Source organism: Plantibacter sp. VKM Ac-2876, assembly GCF_015350715.1.
GTDB classification, from domain to species: Bacteria; Actinomycetota; Actinomycetes; order Actinomycetales; family Microbacteriaceae; genus Plantibacter; species Plantibacter auratus.
In genome coordinates this window covers 463,783-480,142 of record NZ_JADKSI010000001.1, presented here as the reverse complement: position 1 = coordinate 480,142, position 16,360 = coordinate 463,783, and the positions used below count along the sequence as shown (strand labels likewise).

Genomic DNA, 16,360 nt, shown 5'->3' with positions numbered 1-16,360 from the left:
GGACGGCACCGGGGTCTGGGCCGCGTCGCCCGTGCGCGCTACGCTCGCTCACGTGGCGAGCTTCGAGGAGAAACCGATCCTGGACCTCACGCTCGATGAGTGGGAGGCCTACCTCGCCGGCGCGCCGAGCGACGCGGGTGTTCGGTTGAAGCTGCGGAAGAAGACCTCGAAGGCGTCGGGGATCACCTGGTCGGAGGCGCTCGACGTCGCCCTCTGTTACGGATGGATCGACGGACAGAGCAAACGGTTCGACGACGACTACACGCTGCAGGCGTTCACGCCGCGGCGGAAGAGCAGCCCGTGGTCGCAGATCAACCGGGAGCACGTCGCCCGCCTCATCGAGGAGGGGCGGATGCGTCCCGGTGGGCTCGCGGAGATCGAACGTGCCAAGGCCGACGGGCGGTGGGACGTGGCGTACCGGCAGAAGGACGCCGTCGCTCCGGATGATCTCCAGGCTGCGCTCGATGCGAACCCCGAGGCGGCGGCGTACTTCGCGACGCTCGGCCGCACCGACCGATTCCGTGTCTTCTTCCGCCTGAGCAACATCAAGACGCCCGCGATCAGGGCCGCCCGCATCGCGGACGTGGTCGAGAAGGCCGCCCGGGGCGAGCAGCACTACCGCTGATGGTGGGTGGATCGGCACGGATGAGGGTCTCGCCAGGGACCGTCTGGCCGGTCGTCCACGAGGAACGTCGGCGGCTCGTCGCGGACCTGTCGGTACTGGGCGACGACCAGTGGGGGACGCCGTCGCTGTGCACGGGATGGGACGTGCACGACGTCGTGGCCCATCTCGTCGACTCGGCGCAGACCACGCGGCTGGGATTCGTCCGACGACTCATCGCGGCGCGGTTCGATTTCGACCTCGACAACGCACGCGGGGTCGAGCGGGAGCGGAGGAACGATCCACAGGAGACGCTCCGCGCTCTGGCGGACGCCGCCGAGCTGACATGCACGCCGCCGGCGAACCTCGCGACCAGGCTCGTCGAGGCCATCGTGCATGGTGAGGACGCCCGTCGGCCGCTCGGCATCAGCGCGGACTACCCGACAGCCGCGGTCCTCGTGGCGTTGGAGTACCAGCTCCGGACCGGCGTCTCGATGGGCGGTGGCAAGCAACGCGCCCGGGGCGTCCGGCTCGTCGCCGAGGACGCCGGGACGAGCTGGGGTGAGGGCGACGAGGTCCGGGGATCGGCGCTCGACCTCTTGCTCGCGGTGTCAGGTAGGCTGACCGGGCTAACTCTGCGTGGGCGGTGAGGGACGGGCTGGAAGTCACCCGGGCGTGCCTCTTCCGCGTGTCGAGGTGTCGCGGCCGCCCTTCGACAAGCTCAGGGACGGAAACGTTCCGGGCACACTTCTCCCGGTCGCTGAGCCTGTCGAAGGGCGCACGAGGACGCCTCATCGTCCCGGGCACGCCTCTTCCGGTCACTGAGCTTGTCGAAGTGCCCACGAGGAACCCTTCGACACGTCGACAGGCTCAGAATGGGGCGGGTTCGGGTTCCGTCCGGTGGTGTTTCCCGTCGGGTGTCGTCCAGTCGAGGACCCCGCCGGGCCCGTGTTCGAGGTTCCACCCGGGCAGGTGTTTCATGCGGTGGTGATGTCGACACAGGCAGGCGAGATTGCCGACATCCGTCGTCCCGCCGTCGTCCCACGCGACCGAATGATCGAGATCACACGCCCGGGCTCGTCTGCCGCAGCCCGGTGCGCGACAGGTGCCGTCTCGCAGCCGGACCGCGCGTTGCAGGTCGGCCGGGACCCGGTATTGATTCCGGCCGACGGACAGGACTGCGCCGGTTTCCGGCTGGACGAGGATTCGGGTGAAGCTTGGCGCGTTCACCGCGATACGTGCGGCGGTTGCGGGATCGATGGGCCCGTACCCGTCGAGCGTGGCCGGGGCGTCAGAGACACCGGCCATGCTCAAGGCGGGGACGGTGATCTGCACGGTCGGTTCGATGTGCTCTTGCACCTCGATCGGGTGCGGAAGGACCGGGCTCGACATGACGTCGTCGGGCGTGACTCCGGTGAGCGCGAGCGCCGCCAGGGCGTCGGCCTGGAGTTGTGCGCAGGTGCGGGTGTCACCTGCGTTGCGCGATTCCGCGGCGGCCGCTTCGACCCGCTCGATGATGCCCTGGGCGATGGGCGCGGTGGTGAAGAGGTGCACCCAGGCCATGCCGTCGGCGGCGGGTTCGAACTCGACGCGGCGGTCGGCCTCGGATCGCCGGGCGCGTGCGGTGATGGACTCGGGGTGGAGTCGCTCGCGGAGCGTGCGGGCGCGCTTGCGGAGGTTCGCGTTGGTCGTCTGCTCGGCGACAGGCAGGACTTCCGCGAGGAACGCTGCCCGCCCAGCGACCGGCACGTCACTGAGTTGGTCGATGATCGTCTGCGCGTGCCGGGCCGAGATGCGCCCGGCCTCGAGCGACTCGAGCACTGCCGGGGCTTCGTTGACGAGCCGCTCGGCGTCGTTCGTCGCCCGCTGGACCGTCTGCTCGGGCGTGCGCGTCGCCATCGCGAGTGCAGCGCAGGTGGAGCGGCGAGAGAGCGCCAGGCGCTCGGCCGGCGGGAAGACGGCTGGAACGACCGAGTCGGCGAGCGCGTCGGCGTAGGCGGCGGAACGGGCCAGGAGGCGCGCTTTCCGCGCGTCCAGGACGGCTTGCTGCCGGTGGAGCTCTGCCCACTCGTCCGAGAACTCCACCAGGCGCGCGGCGTACTCGTCGCCGACGCGGATCGCGGTGAGGGTGGTCTCGGTCATGGGACAAGTCCACCATGGACCACTGACATTCCAGATGCCGAGTCGAGTCGGTTGTGGAAGTTGCTCGTGTGCCCTTCGACAAGTTCAGGGACCGGTGGAGGGGTGCCCGATTCATGTGCCCTTCGGCAGGCTCAGGGAGCGGAGGAGGATCGTCCATGGGCGACCGGCCCAGCGACCGGACGGGGTCAGACAGCCCGCGCGAGCAGGTCCGCGACACGCTTCGCGACGGCGTCGTTCCACGCGGTGACCCCGAACGCGGTCGGCCACAGGTCGCCGTCGTCGAGCTTCGCGGAGTCGTTGAACCCGATGGTCGCGTAGCGCGCCTTGAACTTCGCCGCCGCCTGGAAGAACACGACCGCCTTGCCGTCGGCACCGACGTAGGCGGGCATGCCGTACCAGGTCTTGGCTGCGAGGCCGGAGTCGCCACCCACGATCAGCTCATGCAACGGCTCGGCGATCGCGCGGTCGGCGTCTTCCATGTCCGCGATCGCGTCGACGACGGCCTGCAGTGCCTCCTCGCGACTCGCGGCCGCCTTCAGCTCCTTGGCGCGCTCCTTCATCGCCGCGCGTTCCTCGGCGCTGAATCCGCTCTTCGTGCTCGACTGCTTCTCGGCCATGTCGACGTCCTTCCGTTCGGGGCTGTGGTCCGCCTCTCACGGTAGCCCTGCGAGCCCCACGGCGCTTCTCGAATCCTGCTCGGCCCACTGAGTCGCCCGGAATTGCTCGAAAACAGCCGGAAAACGGACCGATTCGGGCGACTCAGCCGTCCAGCGCGCCCGGCCCGAGCACCGACTCGACGATCACCCGGATCGCGTACTCGCTGGTCTCGGCGAGGTCGACGTCCGCAGGGTCGATGAGCCACTGCACCTGCAGGCCGTCCATGACCGCCAGGATCGACGCCGCCGCACGGTGGATCGTCTCGGGCGCATCCACGCCCCGCTCGGCGCACACCACCTCGAACGCCTCCGCGATCTCACGCCGGAGGGTTCGGTAGCGGTCGTCGAAGTAGTGCCTGGCCGGGTGGTCCTCGGTCACCGACTCCGCCGACAGGACGACGAACGCCTGCACGATCCCGGCACGCTGCGCGTTCGCGGCGGCGGTGCGGATCAGGTGTTTGAACAGGTCGATACCGCCGGGGATGTGCTGGTCGTCGAGGTCCTGCACATCCGTCGCGTCGCGGTAGCTGAGCACCTCGAGGAGGAGCTGGTCCTTCGAACCGAAGTGGTGCAGGATGCCCGCCGGCGTCATGTCGACGAGCTCGGCGATGTCGATGAGGGTGCCGTTCGCGTACCCCTTGGCGCCGAAGACGTCCAGCGCGGAGCGGACGACCTCGGCTCGCCTCGCCACGGTCGCCGGGCGTGGCTGGGCCGGTCGTTTCGCCGTGTTCTGTCGTTTCACCGTGCTCATGGTGTCCGTTCCGCGGGGGCCTCGATGCGCCCGACACTACCGCGCTTGCCAACTTACTGAATGGTCAGTAAGTTATCACCGAATCCCGACTTGCGCCGCACTGCCGCAGCGCACACCCAAGAGGAGAAAGCGATGAAGCTGAGAACCCCACTGCTGGCCGCGTTCGCGGCCACAGCCCTGCTGCTCACCGGATGCACCGGTGGCGGCGGGTCGAGCGACGGCCCCGAGAGCGGCGCCGCCCTGACGATCGCGAAGCCGGACGGCTCGATCGCCACCGAATCCAACAACCCCTACGTCGGCGACTCGTCCGCCATGAAGCTCGGCTATATCAACGCGATCCTGGAGCCGCTCGCGATCGTCAACCTCGTCGACCCGAGCGCCGAGGTGAAGCCCTGGCTCGCCTCCGAGATCGCCTGGTCCGACGACTACACCTCCGTCGCGCTGACCGCGCGCGAGGGCGTCACCTGGAACGACGGCGAGGCGTTCAGCGCCGACGACATCGCGTTCACCTTCCAGCAGTTCATCGACCACCCGGAGCTCGACAACTCGGCCCTCGGCCTCACCGCGGTGGCGACCGAAGGCGACACCGTCACCCTGTCGTTCACGAACCCCATGTTCGTGAAGCAGGACAAGGTGCTCCTGAAGCAGATCGTCCCGAAGCACGTGTGGGAGTCCGTCGACGACCCCGCCACCTTCGAGAACCCGGAGCCCGTCGGCACCGGTCCGTACACGCTCACGAGCTTCAGCACCGAGAGCGTCGAACTCTCCGCCCGCGACGACTACTGGGGTGAGCAGCCGGCCGTGCCGACGCTCTACTACGTGTCGTACAACGACAACACGGCCCTCACCACCGCCCTCGCGAACGGCGACGCCGACTGGGCACAGGCCTTCATCCCGAACGTGCAGTCCGCGTACCTCGACAAGGACAAGGAACACAACGTCTACTGGGCGGCCGCCGGTCTCGCCGTCGACGCGATGTTCGTGAACACGCAGACGAAGCCGTTCAACGACCCCGCGTTCCGCCAGGCGGTGAACCTCGTCATCGACCGCGAGCAGCACCAGCAGATCGCCCGTGAGGGCGGCGTCCCCGAGCTCAGCTCGGTGACCGGTCTCCCGACCCCGGCGGGCGACGCGTTCATCGCCTCCGAGTTCGAGGGCGAGGACTACACCGTCGACGCGAAGGCCGCGAAGCAGGTCCTGACCGACGCCGGCTACACCTGGGAGGACGACGTCCTCACCGACCCGTCCGGCGAGGCCGTCACCTTCACGCTGTCGGTGCCGCAGGGCTGGAACGACTACGTGACCGGCATCAGCCTCATCGCCGACTCGGTCAAGACGCTGGGCGTCACCGCCACGGTCGACACCCCCGACCAGGACACCTGGTGGGCGGCGAAGTCGGACGGCGACTTCCAGGCCATCCTGCACTGGACCGACACCGGCGCGACGCCGTACGACCTGTACTCCGACATCATGGACGGCCGCTGGCTCGTCGCCGAGGGCGAGGCGGCCGACTTCAACTTCGGTCGGTACGACAGCCCGGAGGCCACCGCGGCGCTCGCCGCCTACGCCAACGCGACGGACGACGCGACGCGGGCAGCCGCGCTCGAGACCGTGCAGAAGCTGTTCGTCTCCGACGTCCCGGCCATGCCGATCGGCACGCGCCCGTTCATCGGTTCGTACAACACGCGGAACTACACCGGATGGCCGAGCGAGGACGACCCCTACGCGCCCGCCGACCCGACGCAGCCGACCGCGGTCTACATCCTCACGCAGCTCAAGGCCGCGAAGTAGACACGGGCACCACACCGACGGGCGGGGCGCTCATCCGCCCCGCCCGTCACCTCCCGCATGCGCAACGGCATGCACCGCGACCAGCACAGAACGGACTCATGCAGTGACCAACGACGACCTGCTGACGGTGTCCTCCTTCAGCGTCACCTACGACGTGGAACCACCCGTCGAAGCCGTGCGCGACGTCTCGCTCACCCTCCGCCGTGGCGAGATCCTCGGCCTGGCCGGCGAGTCCGGCTGCGGCAAGACCACCCTCGCCTACGGCCTGCAACGGCTCCTCAAACCACCGGCGGTCATCACGGGCGGGACCGCCGTCTTCCACGACGAGTCCGGTGAGGACATCGACCTCGGCCGGCTCGGCGAGGAGGAGATGCGCGCATTCCGCTGGGACAAGGCCTCCATGGTGTTCCAGGGTGCCATGAACGCCCTCAACCCGGTCACCTCGATCGGGCGGCAGCTCGACGACGTCTTCACCACGCACCGCCGGGGCATGTCACGCGCCGAACGCCGCGAGGAGGCGGGCAAGCTGCTCGACATCGTCGGGGTCGGCCGCGACCGCCTGAAGTCCTACCCCCACGAGCTCTCCGGCGGCATGCGCCAGCGCGTCATGATCGCGATGGCGCTCGCCCTGAAACCGCAGCTGATGATCATGGACGAGCCGACCACCGCGCTCGACGTGCTCGTGCAGCGCGAGATCCTCCAACAGATCTCCGAGCTCCGCACCGAGTTCGGCTTCTCGGTCATCTTCATCACCCACGACCTCCCGCTGCTCCTCGAGATCTCCGACCGCATCGCCGTCATGCGTGCCGGCCGGCTCGTCGAGATCGACACGGCGGAACGCATCTACCGACAGGCGAAGGACCCGTACACGCGGAAGCTGCTCGCGTCCTTCCCGAGCCTCACCGGCGAGCGCGGCGACTTCGTCCGCGGGACCGGTGCCGCCACGTCGGCCACCCAGGCAGGAGTGACCGCATGACCACCCTCGAGTTCTCGCACGTCTCGAAGCGCTACCGGGTCCGTGGTTCCGGTCACATGCTCGCGCTCGACGACGTCAGTTTCACCCTGCGGTCCGGCCAGACGCTCGCCCTCGTCGGACAGTCCGGCAGTGGCAAGTCGACCATCGCGAAGATCCTCACCCAGCTGGAGCGGGCGACGAGCGGCGACATCCTGCTCGACGGCAAGGCCATCCCGCGTCGTGGTCGTGCACTCCGCCGCTACCGACAGCAGGTCCGCATGGTCTTCCAGGACCCGTTCGCCTCGCTGAACCCGTCGCACACGATCCGCCACCACCTGGAGCGACCGCTGCGCCTCGACCACGTCGTCCCCGAGGCCGAGGTCGAGGACGAGGTGCACCGCCTCCTCGAGCGCGTGCAGCTCGACCCGGCCGGCACCATCGACCGCCGGCCCCACGAACTGTCCGGCGGTCAGCGCCAGCGGGTCGCCATCGCGCGTGCGCTCGCGTCGCGTCCGTCCCTCCTCATCGCCGACGAGCCCGTCTCGATGCTCGACGTCTCCATCCGACTGGGCGTCCTCAACCTCCTGGCCGAGCTGCAGCGCGAGTCGCAACTCGGTGTGCTCTACATCACGCACGATCTCGCGACCGCGCGGCACTTCAGCGACGAGATCATGGTCCTGCACCACGGCGAGGTGGTCGAGCGAGGCCCGGCCGACGACGTGATCCTCCGCCCGCAGCATCCCTACACGCTCGCCCTCCGCAACGCGTCGCCCGACCCCGACCGCCACTTCGCGGGAACGGAGACCATCGCATGACCTTCTTCCTCCGTCGCGCCGCCTTCTACGCGTTCACCGCGTGGGCCGCGATCACGATCAACTTCTTCCTGCCGCGGATGCTCAAGGGCGATCCGGTCTCGGCGTACATCGCGAAGAACCAGGGCCGCATCAGCCCGGAGGCAGCGGATTCGCTGCGCACCCTGTTCGGGCTCGACGCCGACAAGTCGATGCTCGAGCAGTACCTCGACTACTGGCGGCTCCTGTTCTCTGGTGACCTCGGACGGTCCTTCTCGAAAGGCCTCGCTCCCGTCACCGACGTGATCGCCGCCGCTCTGCCGTGGACCGTGGGACTCGTCGGGATCGCGACGATCCTGTCGTTCGTCCTCGGCACCTCCATCGGCGCCCTCATCGGCTGGCGACGCGGCAGCAAAGCGGACTTCATCGTCCCGCTGTCCACCTTCTTCTCGACGGTGCCGTACTTCTGGATGGGCCTCATCGCGATCGCGGTGTTCTCCACCCTGCTCGGCTGGTTCCCCGCCTCCCACGCCTACGGCAAGGGGTCGAGGCCGGAGTTCTCGCTCGACTTCATCGGGCAGGTGATCGCGCACGGGTTCCTCCCGGCGGCGACGATCGTGCTCGCCTCGCTCGGCGGCTGGATCCTCGGCATGCGCAACATGATGGTCACCGTCCTCGACGAGGACTACGTGACCGTCGCCCAGGCGAAGGGCCTGCCGACCCGCCGGGTGCTCGTCGACTACGCCGCACGCAACGCGATGCTGCCGCAGCTGTCGAGCTTCGCCCTGTCGCTCGGCTTCATCGTCGGCGGCACGATCGTCATGGAGATGGTCTTCTCCTACCCGGGCGTCGGCAAGCTGCTGCTCGACGCCACGACGGCGAAGGACTACCCGCTCATGCAGGGGCTCTTCCTCGTCATCACGCTCACCGTCCTCGTCGCGAACATCCTGGCCGACGTCGCCTACGCGGTGCTCGACCCCCGCACCCGCCAGATGGAGTCCTGACATGACCATCCCCACCACCGAGGCCCTCGCCACCGCTGAGGCGCCCAAGCCGACGCCCGCGGGCCGCTCGTTCGCCGCCCGCTTCGCGTCGTCGTTCGCGATGTTCCGGAACGGCAAGTCGATCGCGGGGCTCTGCATCCTCGGGTTCTTCGTCCTCGTCGCGGTCTTCGGCGACCTCATCGCGCCGTACGGCCCGCTCGAGAAGGACTTCACCGCGCTGCGCCAGGCACCGTCCGCCGCGCATCTGCTCGGTACCACGCACATGGGTGAGGACGTCCTGAGCCAGCTGATCTACGGCACCCGGGGTGTACTCCTCGTCGGCTTCCTGGCCGGAATCTTCGCGACGATCATCGCCGTCGCCATCGGGGTCACCGCCGGGTACGTCTCCGGGTTCACGAGCGAGTCGCTGTCCGCGCTGACGAACGTCTTCCTCGTCATCCCGGGGCTGCCGCTCATGATCATCGTGGCGTCCCAGTACGACAACCCGAGCCTGTTCCTCATCGCCGGTGTCCTGGCGCTCACCGGGTGGGCGTGGGGCGGCCGGGTGCTCCGCGCGCAGACGATGTCGCTGCGGAACCGCGACTTCATCCAGGCGGCGAAGGCGAACGGGGAGTCCCTCTTCCGGATCATCACCGTCGAGATGCTGCCGAACCTCACCGCCATCATCGCCTCCAGCTTCGTGGGCACGGTCACCGCTGCAGTGCTCGGGCTCACCACGCTCGCGTTCATCGGCGTCATCCCCATCACGAACCTCAACTGGGGCACCATCCTGTTCTGGGCGCAGCAGAACGGCGCCTTCCCCGACTTCTGGTGGTGGTACGTGCCCGCCGGTGTCTGCATCGCCCTGCTCGGTGTCGCGCTGTCGCTCATCAACTTCGGGATCGACGAGTACGTGAACCCGAGGCTCCGCTCGGCGGGTGAACGCGCCAGGGCCCTCCGCAAGCGCGGGATCAAGCCCGGGGCGAGCGTCACCGCTGTCCGTACCGACACGGCCGGGCCGTCCACGATCACCGCCACGACCCACACCGAACGCGCTGGAGCCACCGAACGATGAAGACCGACACCGCCCGCCACCTCGAGGACGCCCGCTACCTCGACCCCGCGCTGCCGATCGCGGCCCGCGTCGACGACCTCGTCGAGCGGATGACCGTCCGCGAGAAGGTCGGGCAGATGATGCAGCTCGACGCCCGCGACGACATCGAGGCGCACGTGCTCGAGACGCACGTCGGCTCGGTCCTGCACGCCTCGCCGGAGCGCCTCGCGCTCGCCCATGAACTCGTCGGGCGGACGCGACTGCGGATCCCGCTGATCGTGGGGGAGGACTGCATCCACGGTCACTCCTTCCACCTCGGCGCGACGATCTTCCCCACGCAACTGGCGATGGCCGCGAGCTGGGACGCCGAGCTGCTCGAACAGGTCGCCAGGGCCACGGCCGTGGAGGTCGCTGCCACGGGTGTCCACTGGACGTTCTCGCCGGTGCTCTGCATCGCCCGCGACCTCCGCTGGGGGCGCGTCGGCGAGACCTTCGGTGAGGACCCCTTCCTCATCGGCGAGCTGGCCTCCGCGATGGTGCGCGGCTACCAGGGCGACGGCCTGTCCGACCCGACCGCCATCCTCGCGACGGCCAAGCACTTCGCCGGCTACTCCGAGACGCAGGGTGGCCGCGACGCGAGCGAGGCCGACATCTCCCCGCGCAAGCTGCGGTCATGGTTCCTCCCGCCGTTCGAGCGGGTCGCCCGCGAGGGCTGCGCCAGCTTCATGCTCGGCTACCAGTCGATCGACGGGGTGCCGATCACGGTCAACGAGTGGCTACTCAACGACGTCCTCCGTGGTGAGTGGGGGTACGAGGGGACGCTCATCACCGACTGGGACAACGTGGGCCGCATGGTGTGGGAGCAGCACGTCAGTCCGGACTACGTGCACGCCTCTGCCGCGGCGATCCGCGCCGGCAACGACATGGTGATGACCACGCCCGGCTTCTTCGAAGGTGCCCTGGAGGCGCTCGAGCGCGGGCTGCTCGAGGAGGCCGACCTCGACCGGGCGGTCCGTCGCATCCTCACCCTGAAGTTCGCGCTCGGCCTGTTCGAGCGCCCGCGGCACCCGGACGCCGCCGAGCAGCTCGCGGTGATCGGCTCGCCGGAGCACACCGAGCTCAACCTCGAGACTGCGCGGCGTTCCCTCGTCCTGCTCCGCAACGAGGGCGTGCTGCCGCTCGCCGGCGGCTATCGGGCGGACGAGGCAGGCAGGGCGATCGCGACGTCCGAGGCCGGGCCGCAGCGCATCGCCGTCGTGGGTCCGCTCGCGGACGACGCGCAGATGCAGCTCGGCGACTGGGCGGGCAACTCCGGCCAGGCCGGTTGGTTGCCTGACGGCCAGCCGCGCGAGATGATCACCACCGTGGTCGACGGCCTGCGTGCGGTCGCACCCGCCGGAAGCACGGTCACGACCGCGTTCGGTGCGGACATCCTCACGCTCTCACCCGATCCCGCGGGGGCGACCTTCCCCGATGGACAGCCGCGTCCGCCGCTCGTCACGCCCGCGCGACCCGACGAGGCGCTCATCGCGGAAGCCGTCTCGTTGGCCGAGGACGCCGACGTGGTCGTCGCCGTGGTGGGCGACCGCATCGAACTCGTGGGGGAGGGCCGCTCCACCGCGACGCTCGAGCTCATCGGCGGACAGGTGGCACTGCTCGACGCCCTGGCCGCCACCGGCAAGCCGCTCGTCGTCGTCCTGCTCGCTTCGAAGCCGCTCGTGCTGCCGCCGTCCGCGCTGCACGCCGACGCGATCGTGTGGGCGGCGAGCCCCGGCATGCAGGGCGGTCGGGCGATCGCGGAACTCCTGCTCGGTCTCATCGAGCCGACCGGTCGTCTGCCGATCTCCTTCGCGCGGCACGCCGGCCAGCAGCCGACGTACTACAACCAGATCCGCGGCCAGCACGGCGACCGCTATGCCGACCTCACGCAGGAGCCCGCGTTCGCGTTCGGCGACGGACTGTCCTACTCGAGCGTCGAGTACGGGGAGCCGCGCCTCGACCAGGCCGTCTACGGACGTGACGCCACCGTGCGCGCCGAGGTCGAGGTGCGCAACAGCGGTTCGCGCCCCGTCCTCGAGACGGTGCAGGCGTACGTCAGCGACCTCGTCACCTCAGTGAGCTGGGCCGATCAGGAGCTGAGGACGTTCCGCCAGGTCGCGATCCAACCGGGCGACACGGCGACGGTCACGATCGAACTGCCCGTCGCCGACTGCTCCATCGTCGACGCCAGGGGACGACGGGTCGTCGAAGCGGGCGAGTTCGAGCTGCGGGTGGGCGGCTCGTCACGGGCCGATGCGCTGCACGCGGTCCGCTTCACGATCGCCGACTGAGCCGTCGGCCGGCGGGACCCTCACGGGGCCGCACGAAGTCCCTCCTGTTTCGTGCGGTGCCCGTGAGAGCTCGCGACGACTACGCCAGTTCGTCCGCGTCAGCGCGGACGGTGACCTCGCCGCCGTTGGCGCCGTGCATGAGGTCCTCCAGCAGGGGCCGGTCCATCTCGAACGTCTCGTCCGAATCGAAGCTGAACTGCAGCGGGATCGACGGGTGCAGCCAGAGCGTGACGCGGCCGCGTTCCGTCGAGGTGTCGCGCAGCGTCACCGAGAACGACTCGTTCCGGCGGAGCTTCATGAGGGTGATGGTCTTGACGTGAGCCAGCATCCGGTCCTCGAGGTGGAACCGGTTCTCGCCCGTTCCGTATACGATCGCGCCCATGTGCTGTGCCCTTCTCCGGACCTCCGACGATCGACACGGCGAGATGCGCCGGTGTCGAGCGGCCAGCCTGGAGACCCACTTCAACGTCCGCCGAACAAGTCTAGAAAACCTGAAATCCTCGCCCTCAACTGTTGATTTCGAGGTGTCGGCTGCGCTATGCGCTTCGACGCGGAGGTCAGGACAGCAGGTCGGGGTCCTGCCCCTGGGGGAGTGCTGAGGACGGGGTGTCCTGGGACGGGCCGTCCGGTGTGCCCATCGCGATGCCGATCCCGGGGCCGATCAGGAGGGTGATGGGTTCCAGCTGGCCCTCGCCGCGGTCGACCTGCAGCCAGCGGTACTCTCCCGCGGAGATGCTCTCGAGCACCTCGGCGCGGAACTCGTCCGGATCCTCGACGGCGATCGAGTACGGAAGTCCCTGGTAGACGATCTCCATGCGGCTCATGCGACTTGTCCTGTCCGGCTCGGAGCGGGCTCCGCGATGACCGAGAGGCCGTGGGCGGAGTTCGCCGTGACGTTCAGCGCGTCGATCCACGCGCGGTTGAGGTCGATCGGGACGCTGCCCGAGTACTTGAAACGCAACGGCACCGAGGGGTGGATCCAGATGACGCTGCGTCCGTCACCGGCGCGCGGGTCGTCCTTCCAACCGAAGTAGAAAGCCTCGTTCCGGCGGAGCTTCGCACCGATCACGAACTGCAGGTGCGCAAGCAGCCGGTCCTCGAAGGTGATCGAGACCTCAGAACCGTAGATCAGTTTTCCCATGGCGGGCCGTGCTCTCCTCGTTGTGCGTCACGCGGTGTCTATCGCGGTGTCGCTTCACCTTAAGACTCTCGGCTCCGAAAACCCAGCTGACGGCCGCGCGGGCGCGAATGGGATGCTTCGGCGTCGATGTCAAGGGCCCCGGGATCGACAGGTACGGTGCGTAACCTGCGGTGCAGGAGGTGCCAACCATGGCAACAGCAGAGAAGACCAGCAAGACCGAGAGCACGACCCGATCGGCTCCCGGAGGATCCGGGCCGAAGCCCACCCGTCGGCAGAACGCCGAGAAGGGCTTCGTCGCGTCGAAGGAACTCGACGCCAACATGCAGGCCGTCCTCGTCGACCTCATCGAGCTGTCGATCCAGGGCAAGCAGGCGCACTGGAACGTCATCGGACGCAACTTCCGCGACACGCACCTGCAGCTCGACGAGATCATCGACGCCGCGCGCGAGTTCAGCGACACCGTCGCGGAGCGCATGCGTGCCCTGCACGCCGTGCCGGACGGACGCAGCGACATCGTCGCCGAGACCACGACGCTGCCCGAGTACCCGCAGGGCGAGATCGACACCTCGGAGACGATCGACCTGATCACCGTCCGACTCGAGGCGGTCGTCGGCACGATGCGTCGGGTCCACGACGACGTCGACGAGGAAGACCCGACGAGCGCGGACATCCTCCACGCGATCATCCAGCAGCTGGAGCAGTTCGCGTGGATGATCAGCGCGGAGAACCGGACGGCGACCCGCAGTCGCTGACCCGGGGCGGCGTCCGACGGCGACTCGTCGTCGGCGCCGCCACCCGTCGGGGTCGGATGTCGGTTCGGCGACTACTCGTCGTCGGCGCCGCCGCCCGACGCCGTGTCCTCACCGTCGGTCGACTCGGAACCGTCGGAGCCCGATCCGTCGGGGATCTCCTCCGCGTCGGGACGTGAGGATGATGCAGATGCGTTCGTCATGTTCGCTTCCTTCCTGGTTGTCGCCATCGGAGATGACCAGACCAACGCTAGGCCGCCGAGCTGATCGGCGCGTGGGGGTTGACGCTTCGACAGGGCCAGACCACCATGGCGGCTGTGATGAGCGGCGATGAGGTGACCGGGCGCACGACCGCCACAGGGAGCATCCGCACGCCGAAACAGCGGGTCGGCGCGTGGATCATGCCCGCGCTGCGTCCGTGGCGCCTCATGCTCGCGCTCAAGGTGGCCATCGCGGCCACCGCGGCCTGGTTCCTCGGCAGCCTGCTCCCGGGCGAGCTCGGCGACTTCTCCTACTACGCCCCGCTCGGCGCCCTCGTGAGCCTCACGCCGACGCTCATGGACTCGGTGCGCTCGAGCCTGCAGACCCTCATCGGTCTGGGCCTCGGCATCGGACTCGCGTGGCTGCTCATCGTCTCGCCCGCGCCCGGCTGGGTGTCCGTCTCGCTGTCGGTCGGTCTCGGCACGCTGCTCGCCGGCCTCCCGGGGCTCGGACAGGGCCGTGACTACGTCCCCATCGCGGCGCTCTTCGTCATCATCATCGGCGGGGCGAACGCCAACGACTTCTCCCTCGGGTACCTCGTGCAGATGGCCCTCGGCGTGCTCGTCGGGCTCCTCGTGAACCTGCTCATCATGCCGCCGCTGTTCGTCCGCGAGTCTGCGGCCGGGATCTCGGCCGCGAGGTCGCGGATGGTCGGTGCGCTCCGGAGCATGTCGGACACCCTCCGATCCGAGTCGGCACCGACCCCGGACGACCCGCCGTCCTGGGACAGCTCGCTGCTCGCCATCCGGCACGACGTCGACGCGGCCCGCGGGCTGATGAGAGACGCCGCGGAGAGCCGCCGGGCCAATCCGCGCACGCGGTGGAACCGACACGACTTCCGCGGGGATGAGGGGGCGCTCGCCGCCCTCGAGCGGATCGCGCCGGTGGTCGTGGAGATCGGTGACGCCCTGCGTGCGGCGCTCTGGGGGATCCCGGTGCCGGTCGAACTCGACGAGGGCGTCCGAAGTGCACTCGCCGATGCGATCGACGCCTCGGCCGACCTCGTCGAGGCGGCGATCGACGACGAGCGTCTCTCCGATGCGCTGCGTGCCTCCGACCGGGCGCTGACGATGCTACGTCGGGCGGTGCGCTCGGCCCACGCGGGCGCGAGCGGTGCGGCCGGTCGGGAGCCGGACGACGACGACCCGGCGGAGGATGCGGGTGGCGAGAACCTGCTGTTCGCGCTGCGCCGCATCCACGCCGAGATCGAACGCTCGGAGCGGTCGCCCGACGCCTGAGCGGCGCCCGGCGCGCCGGTCCTCAGAGGATCGGCTTGCCGCCGGTCACCGCGATGACGGCGCCCGAGATGTAGCTCCCCTCGTCCGAGGCGAGCAGTACGTAGGGCGGAGCGACCTCGGCAGGCTGGCCCGGACGCCCGAGCGGGGTGTCCGTCCCGAACGACTCGACCGTCTCGGGCGGCATCGTCGACGGGATCAGGGGCGTCCAGATCGGACCGGGGGCGACCGCGTTCACGCGGATGCCGTCGCCGCCGAGCATCTGGGCGAGCGAAGCGGTCATGCTCGCGAGCCCAGCCTTGGTCATGGCATAGGGCATGAGCTGCGGCGACGGCGAGTCGGCCTGCACCGAGCTCGTCGCGATGATCGAGGAACCCGGAGCCATATGTGGGACGGCTGCCTTGCTCAGGTGGAAGAACGCGCTCAGGTTCGTGGCGAGCGTGTGGTCCCACTCCTCGTCCGGGATCTCGGCCAGGCTCTCCCGGGTCATCTGGTACGCGGCGTTGCTCACGAGGATGTCGACCTTCCCGAAGCGTTCGACCGTCGTGCGGACGATCTCGCGACAGTGCTCGGGGCTCGTCAGGTCGCCACCGATGCTGAGGGCGGTCCGGCCGGCCTCCTCGACCCAGCGGACCGTGTCGGCCGCGTCCTCGTCCTCGTCGAGGTAGCTGACGACGACGTCCGCCCCTTCGCGGGCGTAGGCGATCGCGACGGCCTTCCCGATGCCGCTGTCGCCGCCGGTGATGATGGCGACCTTGCCCTCGAGCTTGCCCGAACCCCGGTAGCTGGTCTCGCCGTGGTCGGCCTGCGGCGTGAGCGCTCCCTCGGTCCCGGGCGGCTGCTGCTGCTGAGCGGGCTGGTTCATGGTGTTCCTTCCCTGTGCTGCTGTGCGTGCCAGCATGCTGTGGTTGCGGTCCGTT

At 69.2% G+C, this 16,360-nt stretch carries 18 protein-coding genes; 10 read left to right on the top strand and 8 right to left on the bottom strand.

Annotation, left to right across the window (positions count from 1 at the left end):
• Positions 1-52 precede the first annotated feature (52 nt).
• Both ITJ62_RS02260 and ITJ62_RS02255 read left to right on the top strand, forming a co-directional pair.
• On the top strand, positions 53-625 hold the full coding sequence (locus tag ITJ62_RS02260) for a YdeI family protein (RefSeq protein ID WP_191940326.1): 573 nt from the start codon (positions 53-55) through the stop codon (positions 623-625).
• A 20-nt stretch (positions 626-645) separates the two neighbouring features.
• Complete coding sequence (locus ITJ62_RS02255) at positions 646-1,251, top strand: maleylpyruvate isomerase family mycothiol-dependent enzyme (RefSeq protein WP_194599511.1); 606 nt, start codon at positions 646-648, stop codon at positions 1,249-1,251.
• A gap of 220 nt (positions 1,252-1,471) precedes the next feature.
• Here the strand turns inward: ITJ62_RS02255 and ITJ62_RS02250 are convergent, their stop codons facing one another.
• The 3 genes from ITJ62_RS02250 to ITJ62_RS02240 form a co-directional block, all read right to left on the bottom strand.
• Complete coding sequence (locus ITJ62_RS02250; protein WP_194599510.1) at positions 1,472-2,743, bottom strand: HNH endonuclease signature motif containing protein; 1,272 nt, start codon at positions 2,741-2,743, stop codon at positions 1,472-1,474.
• Between the two features lie 185 nt (positions 2,744-2,928).
• Positions 2,929-3,360, bottom strand: coding sequence for a hypothetical protein (locus tag ITJ62_RS02245; RefSeq protein ID WP_194599509.1), 432 nt, complete (start codon positions 3,358-3,360; stop codon positions 2,929-2,931).
• 142 nt (positions 3,361-3,502) lie between these two features.
• Entirely contained in the window at positions 3,503-4,150 is a 648-nt protein-coding gene (locus ITJ62_RS02240; protein ID WP_079704852.1) for a TetR/AcrR family transcriptional regulator, read from the bottom strand.
• 132 nt (positions 4,151-4,282) lie between these two features.
• On the opposite strand from ITJ62_RS02240, the gene ITJ62_RS02235 reads away from it, so the two are divergent.
• The 6 genes from ITJ62_RS02235 to ITJ62_RS02210 all read left to right on the top strand — a co-directional run bounded on the left by ITJ62_RS02235 (position 4,283) and on the right by ITJ62_RS02210 (position 12,054).
• The gene (locus tag ITJ62_RS02235) at positions 4,283-5,941 is read left to right on the top strand and encodes an ABC transporter substrate-binding protein (RefSeq protein WP_194599508.1); all 1,659 of its coding nucleotides are present in this window, start codon (positions 4,283-4,285) and stop codon (positions 5,939-5,941) included.
• Positions 5,942-6,044: 103 nt separating this feature from the next.
• On the top strand, positions 6,045-6,917 hold the full coding sequence (locus tag ITJ62_RS02230) for an ABC transporter ATP-binding protein (RefSeq protein ID WP_138946183.1): 873 nt from the start codon (positions 6,045-6,047) through the stop codon (positions 6,915-6,917).
• Positions 6,914-7,711: an ABC transporter ATP-binding protein gene (locus ITJ62_RS02225; protein ID WP_056009243.1), complete on the top strand. Its 798-nt coding sequence runs from the start codon at positions 6,914-6,916 to the stop codon at positions 7,709-7,711. The genes ITJ62_RS02230 and ITJ62_RS02225 overlap by 4 nt, the downstream gene beginning before the upstream one ends.
• A complete protein-coding gene (locus ITJ62_RS02220; protein ID WP_064297072.1) occupies positions 7,708-8,691 on the top strand; it encodes an ABC transporter permease in 984 nt (327 codons plus the stop codon). The genes ITJ62_RS02225 and ITJ62_RS02220 overlap by 4 nt, the downstream gene beginning before the upstream one ends.
• 1 nt (position 8,692) lies before the next feature.
• Complete coding sequence (locus tag ITJ62_RS02215) at positions 8,693-9,745, top strand: ABC transporter permease (RefSeq protein ID WP_194599507.1); 1,053 nt, start codon at positions 8,693-8,695, stop codon at positions 9,743-9,745.
• Complete coding sequence (locus ITJ62_RS02210; RefSeq protein ID WP_194599506.1) at positions 9,742-12,054, top strand: glycoside hydrolase family 3 N-terminal domain-containing protein; 2,313 nt, start codon at positions 9,742-9,744, stop codon at positions 12,052-12,054. Before ITJ62_RS02215 ends, ITJ62_RS02210 begins: the two co-directional genes overlap by 4 nt.
• A 79-nt stretch (positions 12,055-12,133) precedes the next feature.
• Here the strand turns inward: ITJ62_RS02210 and ITJ62_RS02205 are convergent, their stop codons facing one another.
• From ITJ62_RS02205 to ITJ62_RS02195, 3 genes are all read right to left on the bottom strand, one after another.
• The gene (locus ITJ62_RS02205) at positions 12,134-12,436 is read right to left on the bottom strand and encodes a hypothetical protein (protein ID WP_085512050.1); all 303 of its coding nucleotides are present in this window, start codon (positions 12,434-12,436) and stop codon (positions 12,134-12,136) included.
• A 175-nt stretch (positions 12,437-12,611) separates the two neighbouring features.
• The gene (locus ITJ62_RS02200; protein WP_194599505.1) at positions 12,612-12,878 is read right to left on the bottom strand and encodes a hypothetical protein; all 267 of its coding nucleotides are present in this window, start codon (positions 12,876-12,878) and stop codon (positions 12,612-12,614) included.
• Positions 12,875-13,195 carry a hypothetical protein gene (locus ITJ62_RS02195; RefSeq protein ID WP_064297077.1) on the bottom strand — a complete coding sequence of 107 codons (321 nt, stop codon included), beginning with the start codon at positions 13,193-13,195 and terminating at the stop codon, positions 12,875-12,877. Before ITJ62_RS02195 ends, ITJ62_RS02200 begins: the two co-directional genes overlap by 4 nt.
• Positions 13,196-13,383: 188 nt before the next feature.
• On the opposite strand from ITJ62_RS02195, the gene ITJ62_RS02190 reads away from it, so the two are divergent.
• Positions 13,384-13,947, top strand: a complete 564-nt coding sequence (locus ITJ62_RS02190; protein ID WP_138946186.1) for a Dps family protein — start codon at positions 13,384-13,386, stop codon at positions 13,945-13,947.
• Positions 13,948-14,018: 71 nt separating this feature from the next.
• On the opposite strand, the gene ITJ62_RS19150 is transcribed toward ITJ62_RS02190, so the two are convergent.
• Positions 14,019-14,147, bottom strand: coding sequence for a hypothetical protein (locus ITJ62_RS19150; protein WP_255376699.1), 129 nt, complete (start codon positions 14,145-14,147; stop codon positions 14,019-14,021).
• 117 nt (positions 14,148-14,264) lie between these two features.
• Here ITJ62_RS19150 and ITJ62_RS02185 point away from each other — a divergent pair, with 117 nt between their 5' ends.
• On the top strand, positions 14,265-15,443 hold the full coding sequence (locus ITJ62_RS02185; RefSeq protein WP_194599504.1) for an FUSC family protein: 1,179 nt from the start codon (positions 14,265-14,267) through the stop codon (positions 15,441-15,443).
• 22 nt (positions 15,444-15,465) lie between these two features.
• Here ITJ62_RS02185 and ITJ62_RS02180 read toward each other — a convergent pair whose 3' ends face one another.
• Positions 15,466-16,305: an SDR family oxidoreductase gene (locus tag ITJ62_RS02180; protein WP_159877347.1), complete on the bottom strand. Its 840-nt coding sequence runs from the start codon at positions 16,303-16,305 to the stop codon at positions 15,466-15,468.
• Between the last annotated feature and the right edge of the window lie 55 nt (positions 16,306-16,360).